The organism is Dysgonomonas sp. UBA7630, assembly GCF_002483985.1.
In the GTDB taxonomy this organism is placed as follows: Bacteria; Bacteroidota; Bacteroidia; order Bacteroidales; family Dysgonomonadaceae; genus Dysgonomonas.
On record NZ_DLIY01000018.1, the window covers coordinates 187104 to 211611 of the forward strand.

The following is a 24508-nucleotide window of genomic DNA, read 5'->3' on the forward strand; positions in this document are numbered from 1 at the left end:
CTATTGATAAAACGATATTCTGACTATGAAAACAAATAAATATCTGAACACTATGAAAAAGTATCTCTTGTTAATCACTTTTATATGGATAGGCATCTATTGTTTAGCCCAACAGGTAAATCCTGGTAGTCCTACAATACAAGTGAAGGATCTGCAAGCAACCGAATTGCCGATTCGTATATCGAACGTAAACATAGATATAAAAGTAGTAGGTCCACTTGCTGTTACTACAGTTGAAATGACTCTCTATAATCCCAATAAACGTGTATTGGAAGGCGAATTACAATTTCCCTTGGCAGAAGGACAAAATATTTCGCGGTTTGCTCTCGATATAAATGGAAAGCTCAGAGAAGGAGTCGTTGTAGAGAAAGCTAAAGGGCAGGAAGTGTTTGAATCGATAGTCAGACGAGGGGTAGACCCCGGATTGTTGGAAAAAACACAGGGAAATAATTTTAAAACAAGGGTATATCCTTTGTTTGCCCGAGGGACAAGAAAGGTTGTGATTGCTTATGAACAAGAATTGCCGAAAACAGGTGATAATTATCGTTTCTTTCTTCCCGTAGAATACGGAAATAACGAGCTTGATAAATTTAATCTTCATATTACGGTATTTGGAAAAGAAACCCAACCAAAAATAGATAAAACACCTTGGGGAGGCTTTACTTTTAGTAATGAGGGAGATGTTTATCAGGCATCTTATTCTGCTCAAAAGTATAAAGGAAAAGGACAACTCGTGTTTTCTGTTGCTGTAAAAAACGATGCTCTTACTTTTCTTGAAAAAGGTATTATTAGCGGTGAAACTATTTTTTATTCTCAGGTTTTCCCCCCGCTGAAAGAACAATCTCGAGAGGTGCCAAAGCGTATTGCCTTGTATTGGGATGCGTCATCGTCGATGGATAGACGGAACTTTGATTTGGAGGCTAATATGCTGTCCGGCTATTTTAAAGAAATAGGAAATGTTACTGTAGATCTTCATACTTTTAACTGTTTTCTGGGTAAGGCTCAGACTTTCAATATTCGGAATGGAAATTGGAACGCCCTTAGAGAAACATTAGAGAAGGTTTCTTATGATGGAGCTACTCGGTTAGGAGCTTTGGATTTTGCAGATGTGAATGCGGATGAGATATTTTTATTCTCTGACGGGTTAAGCAACTTTGGAGAACAGATACAACAGATAGGTGGTACACCAATCTCTGTCGTTTGTTCTTCTTTAAGTGCAGACCATAGTCTGTTGACGTACTTGGCAACTGCCAGTGGAGGAAAATATATAAATCTTTTACAACAGGCTCCGTCTGATGCCGTAAAGTTACTGTTGAATCAAAACTTCAGACTGATATCCGCTCTCTATAATAAAAAAGAAATTAGTGACTTTACAGCGTCAACTCTTATTCTAAATTCCGAATCGGGGTTTTCGGTAACAGGAAAATTGAAAGCCGCAAAAGCTTCTATTAATCTTAATTTTGGAATAGGTGATAAAATTACATATACAAAAACTCTAACTATAGATTCCCGAGATGTGGCTAATTATGGAAATATAGTAGAGCGAGTGTGGGCTGAAAAGAAAATAACTCAGCTGGATATGTTATTTGATAGAAATAAGGAAGAAATCGAAGAACTTGGAAAGAGATATAATATTGTTACTCGTAATACATCATTGATTGTTCTCGAAAATCTTTCTGATTATATACAATACAGGATTGTGCCTCCAGCCGAATTGCTTGAAGAGTATAATAAGAGTGTAATGCAGATAGAAAACGATGAAAAAGCAGCCAGAGAAAGACAAATAAACGGAGTAATCTCCCTTTTTAACGGTAGGAAAACATGGTTCGAAAAAGATTTTACTCAACAACCTGAAAAAGTAGTATCTAAGCCGCGCTCAATAGCCTCCCCTTTTCTAAATGTTCAAAGTGGCTCGGTGAGAGGTGTTGTTGTAGATTCTTCCGGTGTGCCTATTATAGGTGCTACGGTAATAGTACAAGGAACAGATACCGGATCAATAACCGATCTAGATGGAAAATATTCTATTAATGCACGGAATGGGGATATATTGGTATTTAAATTTATTGGGTATGAGCCGAAGGCCGTAAAAATAGAGAACAATGTTGCAAATGCTATTCTTGAAGATAGCCAGATGATGCTCGAAGAGGTAGTAGTAGGTTATGGTATAGAAAGAAGAGTAGATGAGACAGGCTCTGTAAGTACTGTCTCTGCAGATGAGCTACAGTCACTCTCTAACGCTTTGCAAGGCAGGATGCAAGGTGTTCAAATAACAGAGGACACAGGAGCAGGCAATGAAATAGGGATAGAGAATACTGAAAACGGAATTTCCAACCAAGGATATCAAAGTGAAGATGTGAAAGCTGCAATAGAACTAAAAACGTGGAAATCGAATGCTCCATATATAGCCAAATTAAAATCGAAATCGGATGAAGATTTATATCCGGCCTATCTGGCTATTAAGGAGGAATATAAAACAACGCCTTCTTTCTTCTTAGAAGTAGCTTCGTTGTTTGAAGAAAGAGGGTTGAAAGAAAAAGCCTTAATAATTCTATCAAATCTGGCAGAGTTGGAAGCAGAAAATTATAGACTATTACGAGTCTTGGGTTATCGCCTGAAACAGCTTGGCTATAATGAGTATGCCATAGAACAATTTAAGACAGTATTAAGGCTACGCCCTGAGGAACCTCAATCTTATCGAGATTTAGGTTTGGCTTATGCTCAGAATAATCAATATCAAGAGGCTGTAGATATGTTGTACAAAATAGTAGAAGGAAGTTGGGATGATAGATTTCCTGAAATAGAGGTGATTGCCGTTGAAGAAATGAATCAGGTGATTGCTGAAGCAAATCGTAAAAAAGTGACGTTGAATTTATTGAATGTAGATGAAAGATTGATATATAGCATGCCTATGGATATACGCGTAGTTCTCAATTGGGATACAGATGATAGCGATATGGATTTGTGGGTAACAGACCCTTATGGTGAAAAGTGCTATTATAAATATAGGTTTACTAAAACAGGTGGTCTTATGTCATGTGATTTTACCGGAGGATATGGGCCAGAAGAGTTTATGATAAGAAAAGCCGTCAAAGGAAAATACATGATTCAGGCAAATTATTATGGTTCACAAGAGCAAACCGTTATAGGACCAACTACAGTTTATTTGGATATCTACACATATTATGCAACGGGTGAGGAAAAGAAGAAGACAATTACTTTACGTTTGTCTCAGAATAAAGAGGTGATAAATGTAGGAGAAGTTGAGTTTTGAAGATACATGTTATAGTTTATAACATATATATTGTTTTGAAGGGGGTGGAGATTATGATTCTAAGATGAGTCTTCCTCCCTTCATTAATGAAATAAATAATTACATATATTTTCTATATTATTTTCTGTTTCATCATCTTTCAAAATAGCTATATTCGCATAAATTAAAACCCTTTATTTATTATGAAAAAATGCCCATTATTAATTCTTAGCCTGTTTTTTATTTTGTCCGGCTATTCTCAAGTAAAATCATTACCCGATCTCCAACAAGAGTTTATAAACCTGCGTTTTGGAATGTTTATCCATTTCAATATCCCTACCTTTATGAGCGATGATTGGGCCGATCCTGATGCTTCACCCTCAATTTTTAATCCTCGAAAGTTAGACTGTAATCAATGGGCTAAAACCGCAAAAGAAGCCAACATGACTTATGGATGCCTTACCACCAAACATCATAGCGGCTTTTGTATTTGGGATACCAAGACTACAGACTATAACGTGATGAATAGCCCATTGAAGCGCGATGTTGTAAAGGAATACGTAGATGCTTTCAGAAAAGAAGGCCTTGAAGTAATGTTGTATTACTCGATTCTTGACACACACCATAAATTACGTCCGGGCTTTATTAGTACTAAGCATATAGACATGGTAAAAGCTCAGTTGACAGAACTTCTTACCAATTATGGAGAAATAAAAGCCCTGATAATCGACGGGTGGGATGCTCCGTGGTCACGCATTTCTTACGACGAAATACCTTTCGAAGATATATACTATCTCATCAAGTCTTTGCAACCCAATTGTCTTGTGATGGATCTGAATGCAGCAAAGTATCCTACTCAAGCACTATTTTATACAGATATAAAATCGTATGAACAAGGTGCTGGTCAGCATATTTCTAAAGACAGCAATTCTCTGCCGGCTCTGTCTTGTCTTCCAATAAATTCGGCTTGGTTTTGGAAAGAAGATTTTCCTAAAACGCCAGTAAAAGATCCGGTGAAATTGGTTAATGACAATATAATCCCATTCAATAAGGTCTATTGCAACTTTATTCTTAACGCAGCTCCGAACAGGGATGGATTGATCGACGATAATGCTGTTGCCGCTTTTCGCCGGATAGGTAAATTGTGGAAAAATGAAGGAGCATTAAATAACTTGCCTAAGAATGAAGCTCCGATTATCTCTTCGAATATAGCAAAGTTTAAGCCGGCAACTTCGAGTTGGAGCTGGGATATGCAGCTCATGGATTTTGCGAATGATGATAATTTCAAAACAGGATGGGAGTCAAATCCATTGGTAAGCAAACCATGGTTGGAGATAGAACTGGGAAACAATGAGCAACCATTCAATATGATTACAATAACTGAGAAAAATAACAAGAACGATATACAATCCTATAAATTGGAATACCTCCATAATGGAAAATGGCAGACTATTTTTTCAGGAGTAAAATCGGATGTGATTAAAGTTCATAGGTTTGATAAGGTATGGGGAAATAAAGTCCGCATATCAATAGCGGAATCTAAGGGCTCTCCAACTATAGCAGAATTTGGAGTTTATAACGAACGAAGATAAATTGAAAAAGAGGAAATTTTTAAAAAATCTCCTCTTTCGTTTATATCTATATTTTCGATAAAGTAGATGTGTCTATTCTATCATTCCTGAAATTTGTTTTGCTCAGCTGGCTCTGTTTTGTGTCAAAAAAAGCCTCTCTTTCTTTATATATCAGAATTTCAGTTGTTATCATTGTTATACAATAAACGACAAACGGGATAATTATAAAGTACGGAATATATTCTACATTTCCGTTAAAGCTGAAATTACTTAAAGCCAGAATTAGCAAATAAAGGAAAAACACGATGTATGAAGCTTTCTGTATTGTTCTATATTTCTTATACCTTTCCATAATCAGTGGCATTTAATATGTTACAAACTATAAGAAATTGTATTTTCTTAATGATCAAACGAGAAGTATATTCATACGCAATCCTTTCTTTAGAATCGTTTTTAATTTAGGTTAAGAGTAAATATAAGATTTAAAATGCAGATTTACAAATATTTTATAGAGTATTCACAGTATGTCATACCCCCAAACAAAAAGGCTTGTAATGAATTTTCACTACAAGCCTTTGCTATTCTGTTAATGTTTGCTTATTCTACTCCTTGTATTCTGAACGAATAACCTAGGTTCTGATTAGCCGGAATCATGTATTGCGGCAGTGGCAGAGGTCCGCAACTTGCGTTACCTAGACCCTGTTGTATACAATCCAGACTTAAATAAACTTCGGGTTTGCGGATCTCATCCAATTTGAAATCATGCACGGCTTCCCACAACGCCTGATCGGTGAAGTGCAGTGCACTAAATCCTAACCTGTCTTTCGATTGTATTTTAATCCCTTTCTTATTTTGGTCTGTGATGGTAACCCATCTTACATCTTCCCTATTACCCATGCTTTGTGATCTCACATAGTGCTCTTGCTCCATTCCTTTTGCGGTGGTCTGATATTGCCCTATGTATGCAGAAAGTTTTCTGTCCCAATAGTTTTCGTGAGGGCCACGTCCATAATAACGAACATTTTCCATTCCCTCTGGCAATACGACTTGCAAGCCCAAGCGGTGAACAAATGAACCTGCAGAAGGAGACGTGAAATTCGCATCTACATCAATTGTTCCATCTCCGTAGATCGTATACTTTACAGTATATGGAATTCGCACTTCTTTCGGGCTTTTTATTGTAGCCGTAGTGGCAGACAGAATAGTTACAGATTTTTTGTCCGGCGACAGTTGATAACTGAACATCGGTTTGTCATTCTCTGTGGTATAATAGTTCTGATCGGTGTATTTGTCGTTATTCACACTACGATACCAGTTCAGGTTAAATCCGCTTTGGTTGTGTATCATTTCCTTTCCTCCATATTGAAGAGAAGTCATTATACCTGTTTGTGAGTTGAATGCAGTCTTGAAATTACGTCCGCCTATTACAAGGTTATCGCCTTGTGTGCTCACTTGCACGTCACTCATAGATGATGTGTCAACCGAAGAGATCGGCTGTCTGCCGTTCAGGGCAAACTGTGCTGATGCCATTTCATAGCCTGCTTTTTCCCAATTCGTATCGTTCTTTAGCGTGAAATATATATTCAATAGATACTCGCTTCCTGCATCCATATTTTTATTATATGGCACAGTGATTATTGTTTTTTGATTCGGTGCTAAGTCTATCGAAGGTATTGTTCCCGATTCGGATTTAACACCATCTTTAAGAACTTCCCATTTTATATTAAACTCATTCAGATTGGTAAAGTCATACTTATTTTCAATCTCAATTTTGCCTGTATTCAACGATAGTTCACGGAATTTGATGTATTGATATATTTTCTTTATCTCCAGTAGTTTTGCTGTAACTCTACGATCGGGAGTTGTTAATCCATTACATACAAAATCAAAGTCATTTGGCTTGTCTCCAAAATCACCTCCTAGGTAATATTGATTGTCAGGTTTTCCGTACATGTTCAATCCCTGATCTACCCAGTCCCAAACGCATCCACCTATCATACGTTGCGATTTGTTTTCTATATAATCCCAATATTCGGCGATATTGCCCGGTGCATTCCCCATCGAGTGAACATATTCGCACAAGAAGTAAGGTTTGTCAGTATCTCTTTGGTCAAAGGCAGCCATACGTGCCAAATCGGGATACATGTGAGAGTCTATATCGGCTGCTTCATTCTTGCCTTCGTAGTGAACGGGGCGTGATGGATCGAGCAGCTTAGCTACTTTATACATCTCATCGAAGTTGTCTCCATTCCCCCCTTCATTGCCCAAAGACCAGAAGATCACCGAAGGATGGTTCTTGTCTCGTTGTATCACTCTTTCTATTCGGTCTTTATATGCCGGAATCCAACTAGGCATACCACTTATCGAATGATTGCCATGATTCTCGAGGTCAGCCTCATCCATTACATACAGTCCATAGTAGTCGTACAAGGCATACATCCTTGGGTCGTTAGGGTAGTGGCTCGTGCGTATTGTATTCAGATTATGTTGCTTCATCATTACGATGTCCTGTATCATCGATTCTACAGGCACAGCTTTTCCGAATTTAGGGTGAATGTCGTGCCTGTTTGTTCCTTTAAAGAAAACCTGTTCATTGTTGATATAAACACGTTTGTTCTTCATTTCTATTTTCCTGAATCCAAACTTCGAGGACATTGCTTCCAATACATTCCCGTTATTGTCTTTCAGGATAATGATTGCAGTATAAAGGTTCGGCTTTTCGGCAGACCATAGCGACGGGTTCGTAACACTTGCCTGTATATCATACTCCTGTTCTTGGTTTGCCTTCAATGATCCAACAGGTTGTGTGATGTTTGCTACCTCTTTGCCTTTGGTATCTAAAAGTGATACACCTAGAGTCGTCGCTTGAGATGCTTTTTTATCATAATTTTTTATCGAAGCTTTCACTTTGAAAAGTGCAGAGCTGTAATCATCACCTTTAAAATCTGACTGTAAGAAGTAGTCACGTACATGTACTTTAGGTGTTGCATATAAGTACACCGGACGATGAATTCCACTCAGGCGGAACATATCCTGATCTTCTATATAGCTTCCATCCGTCCAGCGATAAACTTCGGCTGCAATGGTGTTTGTGCCTGCTTTAACGTAACTTGTAATGTTAAATTCGGCAACATTGTTTGCGCCTTGGCTATAACCTACTTTTTTACCGTTGATCCATACATATATTCCACTATATACACCATCGAAGTGTAAGATGATTTCTTTGCCATCCCAATCTGCCGGAATAGAAAAATCACGGCGATACGATCCTACGGGGTTTACCTCTATCTCGTTGGTGTACCCTTTTTGCGGTTGTATAAATGGAGGATTATTCTTGAATGGATAAGTTATATTCGTATAGATGGGTGTTCCGTATCCGTGCATTTCCCAGTTGGAAGGCACAGGTATTTCTTTCCAAGACGAAACATCATAGTTTGTCTTGTAGAAATCTTTAGGGCGTTCCGAAGGTTTTTTTACCCAATTAAATTTCCAATCACCATTCAGCGATAAATATAAGGAGGATGACGGTTCTTCCCACGGTTTATCAAAGCTTTTATCTTTTTTAAGGCTTTCTACAGAAGGGAAGGGAATATAGGTTACATGTCCGGGTTCTTTGTTTATTGCAAAGATTGTTTCATTCTCCCAGTCGTTTTTACTTGGTTTTAACTTTTCCTCTTTAGGCGGTTTTATATTCGTAGGAACCAGCCTCCATGTTTGGGAAGAGTTTGGAAGTTGCGACAACTGTGTGCCGACAGCATCCTCTCCGGTGAAAGCCAGTGCCATTTGGCTTGCTTTATGAATGATGGCAAAAGCTCCTGTACCTGTTACATTCAATAGCCATTGCTGATTTACGTTCGATTTGTTGCTGTCCCACTGAATGATTGGATTCCCATTCCCTGTTGTCGTATTGTTGTTGTCAATACTTTTGTAAATAAAGGGGTTGGAGATCATGTAAGAACCGTTTGTCAACTTTTCTATTTTCCACACTTGCCCTTGGCTGCTCTTTTCATTTTTGGACAAATAAAGAGATGCTGCATTGTCGTGCACGTCTCTGTTATCTACTACAAAACCTGAAGGGCTAACAATCTTGTATAAGATGTTTGGGTTTATTTCCTGAGAGTAGAGTCTGGGGCATATTAACATACTCAGGAAAAAACAAAAATAAATAATTCGCATTCGCTTTAATTTTTTAATAAATTTCTGTTTTCTGATACTTTAAGGGTGTTTTTTCGAATGTTAAAGATAATATTTATATTCATAATAATACTAACTGTTGCCTTACATTCCCTGTATATTGTATATTCTATCGTCAGCTAATTATTTTTTTTGGGCAACTGTAGGAGCGATCCCTTGTGGTCGCCGGCAGACTAACGGGCAGGGACAAGCCACTGCTCCTACCTCTTTCGTGCTTATTCNNCTAAATAATTATCTATTATAAACAACTAATTATAACAGATATGGCAAAGTATACAGAAAGACTGGCAGAAAAGATTGTCTCGCTGATAGAAGAAGATACCTATTCGATCACAGAGATTTGCAAACGCTTGAAAATAACCCGCAAATCATTCTATGAATGGAGAGACAAGAAACCCGCGTTTAGAAAGGCAATTGAAGCAGCAATGGAAAGCAGGGATGAGGCGTTGGCAATTACTGCCCGCCGATCGTTAAGGAAAAAGCTGGAAGGCTATACCCTCACCGAAGTGCGAACGACCTATGTGCCTGACAAAGAGAATCCCGACAAACTAGTACTGAAAACCCGGGTAGTTAGGCAAAAAGAATATGCCCCCGACACACACGCTATCAGGCTGGTATTGTCGCACAACGAAACAAAGGAAGAAGAGAACAAAGAGCACAGCCAACCCTTAACGATAATAGTGCAAGACCCGAAGACTAAGGATAGTTTGAATGAGCTGCGGGAAAAACTGATGAGTGGTGCATCGTGCGAAAAGAAAATAGAAAGGGAAGAGCTTATTTCTGAACCAACCGAAACGGTGTCTGATTCTGATAATTTGCAGGATGCACTGATTGAAGATGAGGACGAAACAGTAACCCAAGAGAAAGAAGAATCGGAATATGTATTTATCAGGGATTATTGCCTCCCTCCGCCCCATCTGTACCGAAAAGTGAAAAGGAGCGAAGTAAAAGAAGGTGACATAATACGACCGGACTGAAAAGTGTCACTTTTGTCACCTTTTTCTCAGACCACAGCGTAAAAAGAGCAATATAGCGTTTCTTCTAATGCAACAAATACGTGATTCTTTTTTTTTAATTAGTTAATAGAAAGATTGTAGCATGCTGGGGTAATCCCAAAAAGACGAATATAAATCCTTTTTAGTACTTATTAAAAGTTTACATTCGCTTATACTGAAAATTTCTCCTAATAAATGAATATCTTTGCATAAAATCGGGAAATAAAAACGACAACCTGTATGTCTAAAACAGCAGAAAGACCTAAATTTATATTGCTGAATGTCGGTTATTCGGAGCTAAATGCAAACTGGAACTGGAAGTCAGTGTATAGTCCTTTTGCCCGTATATATTATGTAACCGGCGGCAAAGCGATCACATACATCAACGGAGAGCCATTTTCTCTGAAACCGGATCATCTATATCTTGTTCCTCCGTTTACAATGCACGACAATGAGTGCGATAGCTTCTTTTCGCTTTACTATATTCACTTTTATGAAGAAACAGTGAGAAAGGAATCGATATTCGATCAATACGATTTTCCGATAGAAGTTAAATCCGACTCATTAGGCTTAATGTTGAACAAACGATTGCTTGAAATCAATCCGGGAAGGCATTTAAGGCATTATGATCCCAAACTGTATGATAACCCTCGTACATTTGATCAGTATGTGGCAGATAACAGCAAGATGTCGATACACTCGAGATACGAAACGCAAGGAATTTTGTATCAGCTTATATCCAGATTTTTCACATTAGCTAAAACAAAATCGGATAATAAGGACATACGCATTAGTAATACACTCCGATATATACACGAAAATACAGGCAAGGATATTACATTGGCCGAGCTTGCAAATGTAGCTTGTGTTTCCGAAGATCATTTGATTCGGGTATTTAAGAAAGAAATGAACTGCACACCCCTCAGATATGTGAACATGAAAAAGATAGAAAAGGCTCAACTACTTCTGCTTACTACCGATATGCCAATAAGGGATGTGGCGATGGAACTGTCTTTGGATAATATCTCTTATTTCAACAGGGTTTTTAAGCATCATATAGGAAAGACTCCGAGCGAATACAGAGAGACATATAACAATTTATAATCAAACGCTTGCCGATCGCTTTTATACTATATTGAGAAATATAGGTAATAGATAATATCGAATTTGTACTATTGGTTTATCGGAAAAGTAGAAGTGGGTGACACGCTAATTGTTTATTTTTGTATCTACCTCAGGTATATAAAAAGCTCATATTAATTAAATTGAGAATTGACCTTAATGTCTAAAATAAAAACAAAATGAAAAAGTATTTTTTATCCCTTGCTTTAATATTCGTTATGGCAAATTTGTCGGCACAATCGAAAGCCGTAAAACCCGATGTTAAGTGGTTTGAAGATGCCCGTTTTGGGATGTTCGTCCATTTTGGACCTTATAGCGTGCTAGGTGATGGCGAATGGGTGATGAACAACCGCCCGATAAAAACAAATGAATATAAGCGACTCCAAGATTTCTTTAATCCGCAGGAATTTAATGCAGCAGAGTGGGTTCAGATAGCTAAAGGCGCAGGGATGAAATATATTGCGTTTACCTCGCGTCATCATGATAGTTTCAGCAACTGGGATACCAAGCAGTCGGATTGGAACATAATGAATACCCCTTATGGCAAGGATATTGTTAGGCAGCTAGCTGATGAGTGCCATAAGCAAGGTATGAAGCTTGTATTATATTATTCGATTCTGGATTGGATGCGTTCCGACTATCAGTATGAGACAGGACGTACAGGAAAAGGATCGGGACGTACAGAAAAAAGTGATTGGAACAGCTATATTAATTTTATGAAAGCGCAGTTGACCGAGTTGTTAACGAACTATGGTCCAATAGCCGGTATCTGGTTTGATGGTCATTGGGATCAGACAGAACATGAGAATAGAACAGATCAGTCTACTTATGTTGATTGGCATTACCCTGAAATATATGAACTGATCCATCGCCTACAGCCAGAATGTTTGATCGCAAACAATCATCACTTACCTCCTTTTGAGGGTGAGAGCTATCAGATATTTGAGCGTGATGTGCCGGGCGAAAATAAAGGAGGGCTGAGTGGACAAGAGGTGTCTAAACTTCCGTTGGAAACATGTCAGACCATAAATGGATCTTGGGGATTTGATATTACTGATGATAAATATAAATCGACAAAGGAACTTTTGCATTTGCTTATCCGTACAGCCGGGACAGGTGCAAACCTGTTGTTGAATGTAGGTCCAATGCCGAATGGAAAGATTCAGACGGAATGTGTAGAAAGGCTTCAGCAAATGGGAGAATGGATGGATAAGTATGGATATACTATATATGGAACGAAGCAAGGTTTTACCCTCCCTCAATCGTGGGGAGCAATAACCAATAAGGGCAAGACCTATTATATTCACATTCTGGAGAAAGATACTCCGTCCATTACATTAAACATTCCTAACATAAAGTCGGCAAAATGGCTGAATGTAGACTCCAAGCTTGTTTGGAATAGAGATAAAAAGACCGGAGATGTAACATTTACAATCGATGGTAAGCTGGATGATATAAGTTCGATTATAGAAGTAGAGGTAAAATAACACGCTATAGCAAATACAAAAACGAGACTTGGATTTGTCGTTGCATCCAAGTCTCGTTATTATATAAGTCTATTGTTTCGTTTAGTGCAGTAATATTGCTTTCAGCTTTTTCCTCTTCTCGGGAGTCAGCTTCAATTCATGGAGCATGTAGTCTTCTACCGATCCCCGTTTCTCTCTGATGCAGGAGATACCATATTTCAAGTATGCTAAATCTGTTCTTGAAAGCATTGTGAAAGCTTCTTGCCGCGACTCTGAAAGGCTATCAGCATTTCTTACCAGCTTTGTGCGGTCGATCACCATATCTGAAGCCATATAGTCGTCTTCTATTATATCCATAGGTACATCGAGCGCTCTGAGCAGGAAGAATGTAGCCAGCCCCGACTGGTCTTTGCCTAAGTAGCAATGAAAAGCGATCGGGTAATTGTTTTCATCGCACAGGTAGTCGAAGAATTCTGCATACTGACTGGCGAAGTTATTGATCATATCCTTGTATGTATCCTGTGTATATATAATAGCGTCACCACGAAGAAACCGGCCTTCCATCACCTTTTGTGATATAGAGTTGTATCCATTATAAGCGATAGGGATACGGATGTTCTTGAAGGCTGTATATCTTTCTATATTCTTCTTCATTATATCCTCCGACCTGAGGTCGATGACGGTTTTTATTCCTAGACTGCTCATCTCTAAACTGTCGTGAGTAGTCATGCGGAAGAAGTTTCCCGAACGGAATATCTTACCCCATCGCACACGTTTGTTATCGTTTGTGATGTATCCGCCAATGTCTCTGAAGTTTTGAATGCTATCCATTTCAAAGAATCGGTTTGTAACAACCTCAGAGAGTACCCCTGCAACCTTTATGCGGAAATATTTTCGTTTTTCAACAGTGTCCGATTCATTCTTTATAACGGCAATGTAGTCATTCGAGTTGGTTATCAGTTTTGCATTTGAAGGAAAAGAGCTATCATTATCCGAAACGAATATTTCAACAGGTGTGTTGTCTACTTCGGGATACAACTCCCATTTCAGGATGTAATTTCCTTTACGATCCTGTTCACACATTACTGTCACCGTCGTTGGGTTAGGGGAGCAGTTGTATAAAAATAGTATGCTTATTAACGAACTTATTAGCTTAATCTTCATGAAAATAACTATTTATCACACTGTTGTATTTCAACAAAGATACATTAGTTGTAAATCCTTATCAACACTTTGTGTCTTTTTTGTAAACATTTATCTTTTTTTACATATTCTCTGTTTTAATCGGGCAGTTAGCAATATTTCAACTAATTCTGTATATTTGTCATGGTTTTATAAAAATCCTCTTTAGCATTTGCTATCATTATCAAGAAATGAAACTTTAAGGAATCAATGGATACGGCTATATTAAAGGCGCAAATAATACGTGATAAGTATACTAAAGCCGCAAGTTTCAGACTCGAAACTGAAGGTAATTGGTCCTTATACGCCGGCGATTCATTCGATAGTATAAACCATAAAGAGCCAATACTTATCGGTAATGGTAGTGGGATATATCCTTTGAATGTGAGCACATCCATTCGTATCTATTTTGAGCTGCATAACAATGGCGAAATTCTAAATATGTCTGAACGCCATCTTCCGATGGAAGGGTGTTATAATTTTCGGGACTTAGGCGGCTTCAAGACCAAAGACGGTAGATATACTAAATGGGGTAAATTGTTTCGTGCAGATGAATTGTCCAGCCTGACTGAGGGCGATGTCGCTTATTTGGCAAGTATTCCTATCATATCCGTTGTAGACTTTAGGGCACAAGCTGAAACCAAACGTTATCGAGATAATTTACCATCGACAGTACAATTTACGTATCCCATTGCCATTACTCCCGGTAACCTAAGTAGTGAGGGAATACAAGCGAATCTTCTGAAAACAAATATAGATAGCCACATGAAGCACATGAATCGTCTGCTAGTAAGTGACCCTGCATGTGTGCGAGCTTATCGGATCTTCTTTGCTATTATACAGAATAATCTGAGTGCTCCATTAGTTTTTCACTGCTCTGCAGGTAAGGATAGGGCGGGTATGGCAGCAGCTCTTGTTCTATACGCATTGGGAGTTGATGAAGAAACCATTATGCAAGATTACCTTTCTTCTAAAATATACCTGAGTGATAAATACGATGCATTCATTGCCAAGTATCCACGAGCGGAACCTATTTTTACAGCGAAGCGTATGTTTTTGCAAGCCGGTATTAACCAGATAAAACGAGATTATGGGACTATCATGAATTTCCTTACTAAGGAATTGAAGGTAGATCTTATAAAGATGAGACGACTTTACCTAGACTAACGTTCTTCCCGCATTTGATATAAAGTCATATCCACTCTAGGGGTAATATATCAATATCTTCCTGAATTATGTTTTTTTAAACATTCAGCACCATAATAGGCTTAAAAGAATAAACAAAGAGTTGCATTATATCGTTTTATAATATGCAATGCATTACTTGTATCGAGAGAACGATCATAGGTGACGTCTATGTCAGTATCTAGATATTCAATTATATATATTTGGAATTCTCTCTTTTTGTTATTATATTTGTCTATATAAAAACAATATTAATAAATAAATTTTATCATCATGAGTACTTCAACATTAAAAGAAAAAAAGAATGTATCAGTAAATGCTGATATTGCAAAATTTGTTGGAAAGATGTTTTCTTTCAACAATAGTTTAAAACTTTATCATTGGCACGTTACAGGCAAGGGCAGCTATGCGCAACACATTGCATTAGACCAAGCCTTGGAAGACCTTCTTGACGTTACAGATCGTCTTGTAGAAACATCTTATGCAGTAAAGGGCGATTTAGATATTGTAATTCCTGAAACAGCTAATCCTGCAGACATAGTAAAACATGCCGAGGAGTTTTTCAAATATACTGAATCTCAGAGAGAGTTGTTTGCAGAAGCTTTTACACAGGCAATTATAGATGATTATCAAGAAGCTATACAGCAATTGCTTTATCGCCTAAAACGTCTCCAATAATTGATCAATAGTTTCCGCAATGATAATAATATTGAAAACGGGAGTCTAGAATAATAGACTTCCGTTTTTTCATTTAAAAGAGAAAACGAACATCTTTAATTTCATATATTTGCAAATAGGTAAAAACTATACCTAAGTATTAAATGGTAGGCTATGAAATTCTATAGATTTTTTGCTTTGTCTCTTTTAATCATACTTTCTTTTCAAATGAAGGGAGAAAATGGTGTAATATATCAGAAAGAAGACTCTTTAATCTTTGTTCGCTACATTGAACAGTTTAAACCGCAGAAAGATCTTCTCTTTAATGAGCTATTGGTAAAAACTGCTAAGTTCCTCCTTGGCAAGCCTTATGTTGCATCTACTCTGGAGGCTTCAGACAACGAAACTCTCATTATAAATCTTAGAGAGCTGGACTGTACTACTTTTGTCGAAAATTGTATTGCTCTCACACGTGTCATAAAATCAGGAGATAGTTCTTTCGAGAATTACTGTTCTTGTTTAATCAATATGCGTTATCGTGGTGGAGAAATTAAAGGCTATACTTCTCGTCTTCATTATACAAGTGATTGGATATATGAAAATGAAAGAAACAACTTATTAAGAAATATCAGTACAGATATAGGAGGTAAAATTATAAATCATCCGCTGAGTTTTATGTCGGGACATCCTCAATCGTATAAGCACCTGAAAGATAATGAGGCAAATGTCTCAAAAATGAAAGAAATAGAAAGAACAGTGAATAACAGGGATAATTATAGAATCATTCCTGTTGAATCTATATCTAAAAATAAAGAAAAAATAGAGAGTGGTGATATTGTTGTATTTGCGACCTCACTTCAAGGTCTCGACTATTCTCATATAGGTATTGCATATTGGCAAAACGGAGAACTTCACTTTATACATGCGTCGAGTAAGCAGAAGCAGGTTGTGATAGAGAAGAAGACTTTGGTTGAGTATTGTGCCGACTCAAAAAGCTGTTCAGGAATAAGTATACTCAGGATCAATAATTAATAAAATGGAGCAAAATAACAAAGGCTTATTATACGGAATGGGTGGTTGGGCCCAACTTTTCTTTTTTATTTTCTTAGCTTTCTCAGGGCTAATATTAACAACTTTAATAATTTCTCTTAGTGGACACTTGGACGAATTGAACCAATCTGTAAAGATCACAAGGATGGCATTGACAGTCCAGACTGCATTTTTCTTTATCATACCTTCGCTGGTATTTGCTTTTTTATCACAGAGCAATACTAAAGAATATCTGAAAATAGATGAATCTTACAATCTTACTTTTCTACTATTAGGAGTTTGTTTAATAGTCGTAATACAGCCTCTTATCAATTTTATTGGATACTATAATCAGCAGATCGTATTACCCGAATCGATGTCTGCTATTCAGGCTTGGATGAAAGAGAATGAGCTGGCGGCAGAAAAAACGACAGGTCTTTTATTCCTCGATAAATCAATGGCCGGGCTTATCCTAAATTTATTAATTATTGCAGTGGTTGCCGGGCTCGGTGAAGAGCTCTTTTTTAGAGGGTGTTTGCAGCAGATTATACAAAAAATAGTAAAGAATCAACATTTTGCCGTTTGGATAGCTGCGATCGTTTTTAGTGCAATGCATTTTCAGTTTTATGGATTTATACCACGTGTGTTACTCGGAGCTGTTCTAGGCTATATGTTTGTTTGGTCAGGGACAATCTGGATTCCGGTTGTGGTACATACTGTAAATAATGTAATAGGAGTTGTACTCGCATTTGTATATTATGGAACACCTCAATACGAAGATTTGAGTGTTTACTCTTTGGAGAAAAATATGTGGATTACGATACTTAGCCTTATTTTTACTGTTATCCTTATAATATTTATGTACAAGAAGCGATATAAGACTCCTGAAAATGCGGAATTACGTTAAGTTTTAGTGACAAATAGTTATATTTGCATCTTTATATTTGTATACTGCTATGAATGTAACAGAAGGAAAAGACGGATATGGATTTATGATTGATTGGATAATTCGCATTGGCGATTTACTTCTTATCAACATATTTTTTTTAACAGCATTCTATATCTACCATGAGCCGATACATATGACAACTGTGTATTCCGAAGAGTTCATGATCGCATTTTTGCTTATAAACTTATGCTATTTTTTTGTAGCTTCTTTTGTGAATGTTCAGATTGCAACCAATGTTATATATCTAGATAATATCGCGCAGAAATCTACTATATTCATTGCGCTATATGCATTCTTGGTTACTACCGGATTTTCTGTATTCAATGTGGTTTCTATCCCTGTTATGCCATGGATTATCGGCTTCTTTATCCTCGCTACATCGTTTATCATTTGGCATATTATTTTCAGAATAGCCCTAAAGTATTATCGTAGAAAAGGCTATAATTATAGGCAGGTTGTTATAATTGGAGGCGGTACGAATGGGATAAAAATACATGAGTCTCTTTTATTTAGTGACTTTGGATATAAAGTAATGGGTTTCTTTGATGATAATCCTGATAAGAAAGATGTACTGCCAAATTATTTAGGCAAAGTGTCTGAAGTGAGGGCATATGTTCAGCAGGTGAAGATTGATGAAATCTTCTGTACCTTACCTAATAACAAGGAAGAGACGATAGTGGATCTAATTACTTATTCTGAAAAGAATATGATTCGTTTCCATTTAGTTCCTGAGTTTCATAAATATATAAAGCGGCGTTTTGCTCTAACGTTCTTAGAGTCTACTCCAATTCTTAGTCTTAGAAACGAGCCTTTGCAGCATTTTTCTAATAGATTGGTAAAACGGTCTTTTGATCTTATTCTTTCTGTATTTGTCCTCCTTACAATATTTCCTATTGTCTATATCATATTTGGAACAATAATCAAGGCAACATCCAAGGGGCCGGTCTTCTTTAAGCAGAAAAGAACAGGAAAAGGAGGCAGAGTTTTCAACTGTTATAAATTCAGGTCTATGCGACCGAATAAGGAAGCAGACAAACTACAGGCTACTTCAGGAGATCCGCGCGTGACAAAAATAGGCGCTTTCATGCGGAAAACAAGTATAGATGAATTTCCTCAATTTATCAATGTCCTAAAAAATGATATGTCAGTTGTAGGTCCACGCCCACACATGCTTAAGCATACCGAGCTTTACTCTTCCATTATCGATAAATTTATGGTACGCCATTTGGTGAAACCCGGCATTACGGGGTGGGCGCAAGTTACAGGATATAGAGGCGAGACCAGAACGGTTGAGGAAATGGAAGGTCGTGTGATTAGAGATGTTTGGTATCTCGAAAACTGGACATTTTTCCTCGATCTGAAAATTATTTATCTGACCATTGCAAATGTCTTTAAAGGGGATCAGAATGCTTTCTAATCATTCATTATTTAATTCCTCTAGCATCCAAAGCCTTGATATATAAAGACCTGTTTCTTAAATGCTCCTGATAATTTGCCGCAAAATTATGATATCCTGAAAAGTCTTCTTTTGCACACATGTACAGATAATCATGTTTTGTATAGTTTAGTACAGCATCTATCCCTTTGATGGATGGAATACGAATAGGGCCCGGAGGCAATCCTTTTACTCTATAGGTATTATATGGAGAATCAATTTCGGTATGCACATTTAAAATACGACGTAGACTAAAATCGCCAACAGCAAACTTCACAGTAGGGTCTGCTTGCAATACTTGCCCGATGTGTAACCGATTCATATATAGACCTGCAACTTTAGGGTATTCATCCGAATATGTACATTCTTCTTCCACAATAGAAGCAAGCGTAGAAACCTCAACAGGAGTCAGCCCTATTTCTTTTGCCTTTTCTAAACGATCTTTGGTCCAAAATTTTTCATATTCTTTCTTCATTCGCTGTAGAAAATTATCGATGGTTACATCCCAGTAATATTCGTACGTGTTGGGTATAAACATGGCCACTACAGTTTGAGGTTTAAATCCGAGTTCTTTGCATTTAGTAGAATCTTCCAGTGTATTGAGTAAAGTCTCTTTATTTATCATTAGCTGCTCTGAGATGCGTTGAGCTAGATCTTCCTTTGTCCGTATATTGTTAAATTTAAGTTTTACCGGAGCCTGATGCCCACTCCGTAAGTCCTTTATTAAATCATATACACTCATGTCCGGCGTTACAGCATAGCGTCCGCTTCTTATATTCGATTTATAATCTAATAAAAGAGCGAGTATGTCAAAGTTTGAGATGCTTTTTATTTTTGCACTATCCTTTATCTCTTGGTGCAATGTATTATAATCTTTGTCATCATCGATATATAGATATACAGTTTTATCTATATTGAATCCGGTGCTAAAAATCCGGTATCCATAAAAGAATAAACCTATAACAAGAATGGCCAGAATAATATATGTACTTTTCTTTTTCATAAATTTTATTCTTTAGTTTATGTTAATCTTTTAATAATAAAGAACTATCCCCATAACTTAGAAAACGATAATCAGAGGAGAGAGCATGTTCATATATATTTTTCCAATTATTGTTGCCTAAAAATGCTGATACTAACAACAAGAGTGTACTTTGAGGTTGATGGAAGTTCGTTACTATGCCATCTACTATTTTGAACTCATAGCCGGGTGCAATAATAATTTGAGTATCTGCAATCAACGTGCTTAGCGAATTCGCCTCTAAATATGCTAAGATATTTTTTAAAGCATCCTTTTTTGATAGCCTGTTGTTCGAATCATTGTAAGGCATCCATTGTGATACGTGCAGATGTGACTGCTTCTGGTTTTCGAGTGATACTCCGATATAGTAGAGGCTTTCCAGTGTGCGAACGGATGTTGTGCCTACTGCAATTACTTTTCCTTCGAATCTTATTAGCTCTTCAATGAAACTCTTTTGTACGGATATAAATTCAGAGTGCATTACATGATCTCCTATTTCATCCGATTTTACCGGGCGAAAAGTTCCGGCTCCTACATGGAGAGTAACCTCTGCCAGTTTCATGCCCTGCTCCTTCAATGACTTCATGACTTCGGGCGTAAAATGAAGTCCTGCTGTAGGTGCGGCAACAGATCCGTCTATTTTGGAATATACGGTCTGATATGTTTGTTTGTCTTGTTCTTCCGTTGCCCTGTTTAAGTATGGTGGAATTGGTAATTCTCCCACAGCATCAAGCAGCTCCGAAAATGTCACTCCTTGATTATCCCACTCGAAGTCTATAACGTGAGCGTCACCATGAGATTTTGTACGGGTAGCCGTGAAATTTACAATTTGCTCGTTTACCTTTATTTGCCGGGTAAGGCTTCCTTCTTTCCACTTCTTTAGGTTACCGATCAAGCATACCCATGAACATTTTACTGTTTGTTGAAAATTGAGCTGATAGTCGTTCGGCATATACGGTTCGAGACAGAATATCTCTATCTGAGCTCCGGTTGTTTTCTGAAAATGAAGCCTTGCTTGTATTACTTTGGTATTGTTGAATACCATAAGGCTATTTTCGGGCAGAAAATTATTTAAGTTACTGAAAACAGTATCGGTTATTTTCTCGTTCTTATATACAAGAAGTTTTGAATTATCCCGTTTAGTCAGGGGATATTTGGCAATACGCTCATCCGGAAGATTATAATTATAATCTTGAATATGTATTTTTTGAGGGTTGGATATTTCCACTTATTACTTTTTTTATCCGACAAAAATAAGGAACTTTGTGTGAATAAAAAAGCTGAATAATAGCTTAAAAAAGAATAATTAAGATTTATGAAGATCGGAGATAAAGTTCGTTTCCTCAATACTACAGGTGGTGGTGTTGTACGGGGATTTCAGGGAAAAGATATTGTGTTGGTAGAAGATGAGGAAGGGTTTGATATTCCCGTTCTTATTCGCGAGACGGTCTTGATAGAGCCTGCAAACGATATGCAGGTAAGACAATCAACCAAGCCTTCTCAGCAGACGTTTGTGCAGCAAACTTCAACGATAAAGCAAGAAGAGGAGTATAAGCCCGAGGAGACAAAAGAAGGAGAGCTGTTGACTGTCAATCTTGCTTATCTGCCTGTGAATATAAAGAGCCTTAGTAGTACAAACTTTGAGTGTTATCTTATCAATGATAGCAATTATTATTTGTCGTACAACTATATGGGTCGGGCTGAAGCAGGATGGGTTAGTAGAGCTACAGGGATTATTGAGCCTAACACGAAACTCTTTCTCGAAGAATTTGAGAAGACAGAGTTGAATGATATAGAGAAGGTTTGTTTACAGTTTTTTGCCTATAAAAAAGGGAAGCCTTATTCTTTAAAAAATACATATTCGGTTGAACTTCGGATTGATACAGTTAAGTTTTACAGGCTTCATAGCTTCAAAGAAAATGACTATTTCGAAGATGATGCTATGCTGTATTCTATTGTTCGTCGCGATTTGGCAGAAAAAGAGTTCATTATTTCTCCCGAAGAAATAGCTTCTGCTATGCATGAGAAAGAAGTCTCGCAACGACCTCGCATACAACCAATCGTAAAAAAAGAAAAAAGTCCGATCATTGAGGTTGATTTACATGCGGATGAATTAATCGATAATACTCAGGGTTTGTCTTCTTCTGATATTCTTGAGTATCAAATCAATAAATTCAAAGAGGTGATGGATGAGAATAAGCGTAACAAAGGGCAGAAGATTGTATTCATACACGGTAAAGGTGATGGTATACTAAAGAACGCTATATTGAAAGAATTAAGCTCAAAATATAAATCAGCATATTATCAAGATGCTTCTTTCCGTGAATACGGTTATGGAGCAACAATGGTCACTATAAAGTAATTTCGAAAAAATGTAATAATTACAGACTAAAATATGAAGAAGAAAATCTTATCACTACTTGTCATCATGGCTATATTTATTAGTTGTGATAGTGTTCAAAAGAGTTTGTCGGGTACATATAACATGATAAACTGCGAGTATAACTATAAATCAATCTCGGGTTTGACTGTTTCGGGTGTTAATTTATCGAATGGATTGTCCGTAACCTCTATACCAAAAGTAACCTCTATCTTGAGTGGGAATGCTTCGTCTATTCCTTTGAATTTTACATTAAATCTGGATGTGAAAAATCCGAATTCATCTGCTGCTATGATGAATGGCTTGCAGTACATAATAAGTGTTGACGATATTCAGCTTACTACCGGCTCTCTGAATCAAGCATTGAGTGTTGAAGCAGGACAAACCAAAACCCTGCCTATTGCAATAGGTGTAGACCTGGCAACTTTGATGAAGAACAACTCTAAAGATGCGGTTGTGAATATTGCTAAAAATTTTATCGGTATAGGAAATAAAGAATCGAAAGTCTTTGTACAGTTGAAACCAACATTCCTTATTGGTAGCGTTCCTATCACTTCTCCGTCCTATATACCTTTGGTGTTCAATTTTGGAGGGAACTAAACAGAAGGTTAGATTGTTTATACTTTGTAACCAAACAAGTGGAAATATGGAATATAATATTAAGCATAATGAACTCAAGAATCGTTTTGAGACAGTAGTAGAAGGTCAGATCGCTCTTGTGGACTATCGTGTAAATGACGGAGTTTATGTGGTGACTCACACCGAAGTTCCAAAAGAGCTCGAAGGTAGGGGTATTGCAGCAGCACTGACTAAATATCTGTTAGACTATGTTCGCGAAAACGGACTGAAAGTTCATCCTGTATGTCCTTATACAAAAGTATATATACAAAAACATCAAGAATATAGCGATCTTTTAGCGTAAAGGAAATGTTTATCAAAAAGGATATTAATAGAAAAGCAGCTGATTAGTCAGCTGCTTTTTGTATTGTATATTGAAGCGATTACATAATTCCTTTTTCTCTTAGCTTCAGTTGCCAATTCCATGCTGACTTCATCGTGTCTTCTATGTTTTCTTTGGCAGTCCATCCCAGTACGGTATTTGCACGTTTTGGGTCGGCCCATATCTTTTCTATATCACCTTCACGGCGACCTACTATTTTATAGTTTAATTTCACGCCCGACACCTGTTCAAATACTTTGATAAGCTCTAGGACAGAAACCCCGACACCTGTACCGAGATTAAATATTTCAACCTTTTCCAGTGATTTCTTTCCTGTCATACGATCTATTGCTATCACGTGCGCTTTTGCCAGATCTACAACATTGATAAAGTCGCGAATGCATGAACCGTCAGGAGTGTCGTAGTCGTCGCCAAATACACTTAACTGTTGACGTACTCCTATTGCAGTTTGAGTGATATAAGGCACTAGGTTTTGAGGGACTCCGTTTGGAAGCTCCCCTATTTCTGTCGATGGATGCGCACCTATCGGGTTAAAGTAGCGTAGTATCGTACTTTTTATATCAGCACCCGAGCGTACTACATCCTTTATTATTTCTTCATTTATTTGTTTGGTATTCCCATAAGGCGATTCCGCAGGTTTCACCGGGGCTGTTTCGTCTATCGGATTCTTGTCCGGCTCGCCGTATACGGTACACGAAGATGAGAATACAATGTTTTTGATACCAAATTCAGGCATCAGATCGAGTAGATTGATCAACGAATTCAGGTTGTTTCTATAGTATAGTAGTGGCTTTTGAACTGATTCGCCTACAGCCTTACTGGCGGCAAAGTGTATAATACCATTTATATCCGAATGAGCAGTAAACAATTTTCTCAAACCCTCAATATCGTTGCAGTCTAGTTTTTCAAAAATAGGACGTATGCCTGTTATGCGTTCAATGCCATCAATGGAATCTGCTGTCGAATTAGATAAGTCATCAATAATAACGACAGAGTAACCTGCGTTTTGTAACTCTACTACAGTATGAGAGCCAATATATCCGGCACCACCCGTAACAAGAATTTTTCCTTTCATTTTCAGTGTTTTTTAATTGAGCGTTAAAGATACAAA

General features: G+C 37.4%; 18 protein-coding genes. 13 read left to right on the forward strand and 5 right to left on the reverse strand.

Features of this window, described 5'->3' with window-relative positions; genetic code table 11:
• Positions 1–52: 52 nt before the first annotated feature.
• Entirely contained in the window at positions 53–3271 is a 3219-nt protein-coding gene (locus B3P17_RS07930; protein ID WP_252637759.1) for a VIT domain-containing protein, read from the forward strand.
• 182 nt (positions 3272–3453) lie between these two features.
• Entirely contained in the window at positions 3454–4842 is a 1389-nt protein-coding gene (locus tag B3P17_RS07935) for an alpha-L-fucosidase (protein ID WP_252637758.1), read from the forward strand.
• Positions 4843–5418: 576 nt separating this feature from the next.
• Here B3P17_RS07935 and B3P17_RS07940 read toward each other — a convergent pair.
• The gene (locus B3P17_RS07940) at positions 5419–8997 is read right to left on the reverse strand and encodes a glycoside hydrolase family 2 TIM barrel-domain containing protein (RefSeq protein WP_252637757.1); all 3579 of its coding nucleotides are present in this window, start codon (positions 8995–8997) and stop codon (positions 5419–5421) included.
• 281 nt (positions 8998–9278) lie between these two features.
• On the opposite strand from B3P17_RS07940, the gene B3P17_RS07945 reads away from it, so the two are divergent.
• The 3 genes from B3P17_RS07945 (at position 9279) to B3P17_RS07955 (ending at position 12619) form a co-directional block, all read left to right on the forward strand.
• Positions 9279–9992, forward strand: a complete 714-nt coding sequence (locus tag B3P17_RS07945) for a hypothetical protein (RefSeq protein WP_252637756.1) — start codon at positions 9279–9281, stop codon at positions 9990–9992.
• Between the two features lie 258 nt (positions 9993–10250).
• Entirely contained in the window at positions 10251–11114 is an 864-nt protein-coding gene (locus B3P17_RS07950; RefSeq protein WP_252637755.1) for an AraC family transcriptional regulator, read from the forward strand.
• 197 nt (positions 11115–11311) lie between these two features.
• Entirely contained in the window at positions 11312–12619 is a 1308-nt protein-coding gene (locus B3P17_RS07955; protein WP_252637754.1) for an alpha-L-fucosidase, read from the forward strand.
• 81 nt (positions 12620–12700) lie between these two features.
• Here B3P17_RS07955 and B3P17_RS07960 read toward each other — a convergent pair whose 3' ends face one another.
• Positions 12701–13762: a tyrosine-protein phosphatase gene (locus tag B3P17_RS07960; RefSeq protein ID WP_006841717.1), complete on the reverse strand. Its 1062-nt coding sequence runs from the start codon at positions 13760–13762 to the stop codon at positions 12701–12703.
• Positions 13763–13990: 228 nt separating this feature from the next.
• Between B3P17_RS07960 and B3P17_RS07965 the strand changes: the two genes are divergently transcribed.
• From B3P17_RS07965 to B3P17_RS07985, 5 genes are all read left to right on the forward strand, one after another.
• Positions 13991–14947: a tyrosine-protein phosphatase gene (locus B3P17_RS07965; protein ID WP_252637753.1), complete on the forward strand. Its 957-nt coding sequence runs from the start codon at positions 13991–13993 to the stop codon at positions 14945–14947.
• A 291-nt stretch (positions 14948–15238) separates the two neighbouring features.
• The gene (locus B3P17_RS07970; protein WP_006841719.1) at positions 15239–15643 is read left to right on the forward strand and encodes a DUF5856 family protein; all 405 of its coding nucleotides are present in this window, start codon (positions 15239–15241) and stop codon (positions 15641–15643) included.
• A 153-nt stretch (positions 15644–15796) separates the two neighbouring features.
• Entirely contained in the window at positions 15797–16654 is an 858-nt protein-coding gene (locus tag B3P17_RS07975) for an N-acetylmuramoyl-L-alanine amidase-like domain-containing protein (RefSeq protein WP_252637752.1), read from the forward strand.
• Between the two features lie 4 nt (positions 16655–16658).
• The gene (locus B3P17_RS07980; RefSeq protein ID WP_252637751.1) at positions 16659–17558 is read left to right on the forward strand and encodes a CPBP family intramembrane glutamic endopeptidase; all 900 of its coding nucleotides are present in this window, start codon (positions 16659–16661) and stop codon (positions 17556–17558) included.
• A 49-nt stretch (positions 17559–17607) separates the two neighbouring features.
• Positions 17608–19017: an undecaprenyl-phosphate glucose phosphotransferase gene (locus B3P17_RS07985; RefSeq protein WP_252637750.1), complete on the forward strand. Its 1410-nt coding sequence runs from the start codon at positions 17608–17610 to the stop codon at positions 19015–19017.
• A gap of 7 nt (positions 19018–19024) precedes the next feature.
• Here the strand turns inward: B3P17_RS07985 and mltG are convergent, their stop codons facing one another.
• Both mltG and B3P17_RS07995 read right to left on the reverse strand, forming a co-directional pair.
• Positions 19025–20038 carry an endolytic transglycosylase MltG gene (gene mltG, locus B3P17_RS07990; protein ID WP_252637749.1) on the reverse strand — a complete coding sequence of 338 codons (1014 nt, stop codon included), beginning with the start codon at positions 20036–20038 and terminating at the stop codon, positions 19025–19027.
• A gap of 22 nt (positions 20039–20060) precedes the next feature.
• Complete coding sequence (locus tag B3P17_RS07995) at positions 20061–21284, reverse strand: S-adenosylmethionine:tRNA ribosyltransferase-isomerase (RefSeq protein ID WP_252637748.1); 1224 nt, start codon at positions 21282–21284, stop codon at positions 20061–20063.
• Between the two features lie 87 nt (positions 21285–21371).
• Here B3P17_RS07995 and B3P17_RS08000 point away from each other — a divergent pair, with 87 nt between their 5' ends.
• Genes B3P17_RS08000 through B3P17_RS08010 form a run of 3 tightly spaced genes read left to right on the forward strand, consistent with a single transcriptional unit; the run spans position 21372 to position 23358 of the window.
• Entirely contained in the window at positions 21372–22418 is a 1047-nt protein-coding gene (locus tag B3P17_RS08000; RefSeq protein WP_252637747.1) for a DUF2027 domain-containing protein, read from the forward strand.
• 33 nt (positions 22419–22451) lie between these two features.
• Positions 22452–23036, forward strand: coding sequence for an LEA type 2 family protein (locus B3P17_RS08005; protein WP_291104930.1), 585 nt, complete (start codon positions 22452–22454; stop codon positions 23034–23036).
• Positions 23037–23082: 46 nt separating this feature from the next.
• Complete coding sequence (locus B3P17_RS08010; protein ID WP_252637745.1) at positions 23083–23358, forward strand: GNAT family N-acetyltransferase; 276 nt, start codon at positions 23083–23085, stop codon at positions 23356–23358.
• A 79-nt stretch (positions 23359–23437) separates the two neighbouring features.
• Here the strand turns inward: B3P17_RS08010 and galE are convergent, their stop codons facing one another.
• Entirely contained in the window at positions 23438–24472 is a 1035-nt protein-coding gene (gene galE, locus B3P17_RS08015) for a UDP-glucose 4-epimerase GalE (protein ID WP_252637744.1), read from the reverse strand.
• Positions 24473–24508 lie beyond the last annotated feature (36 nt).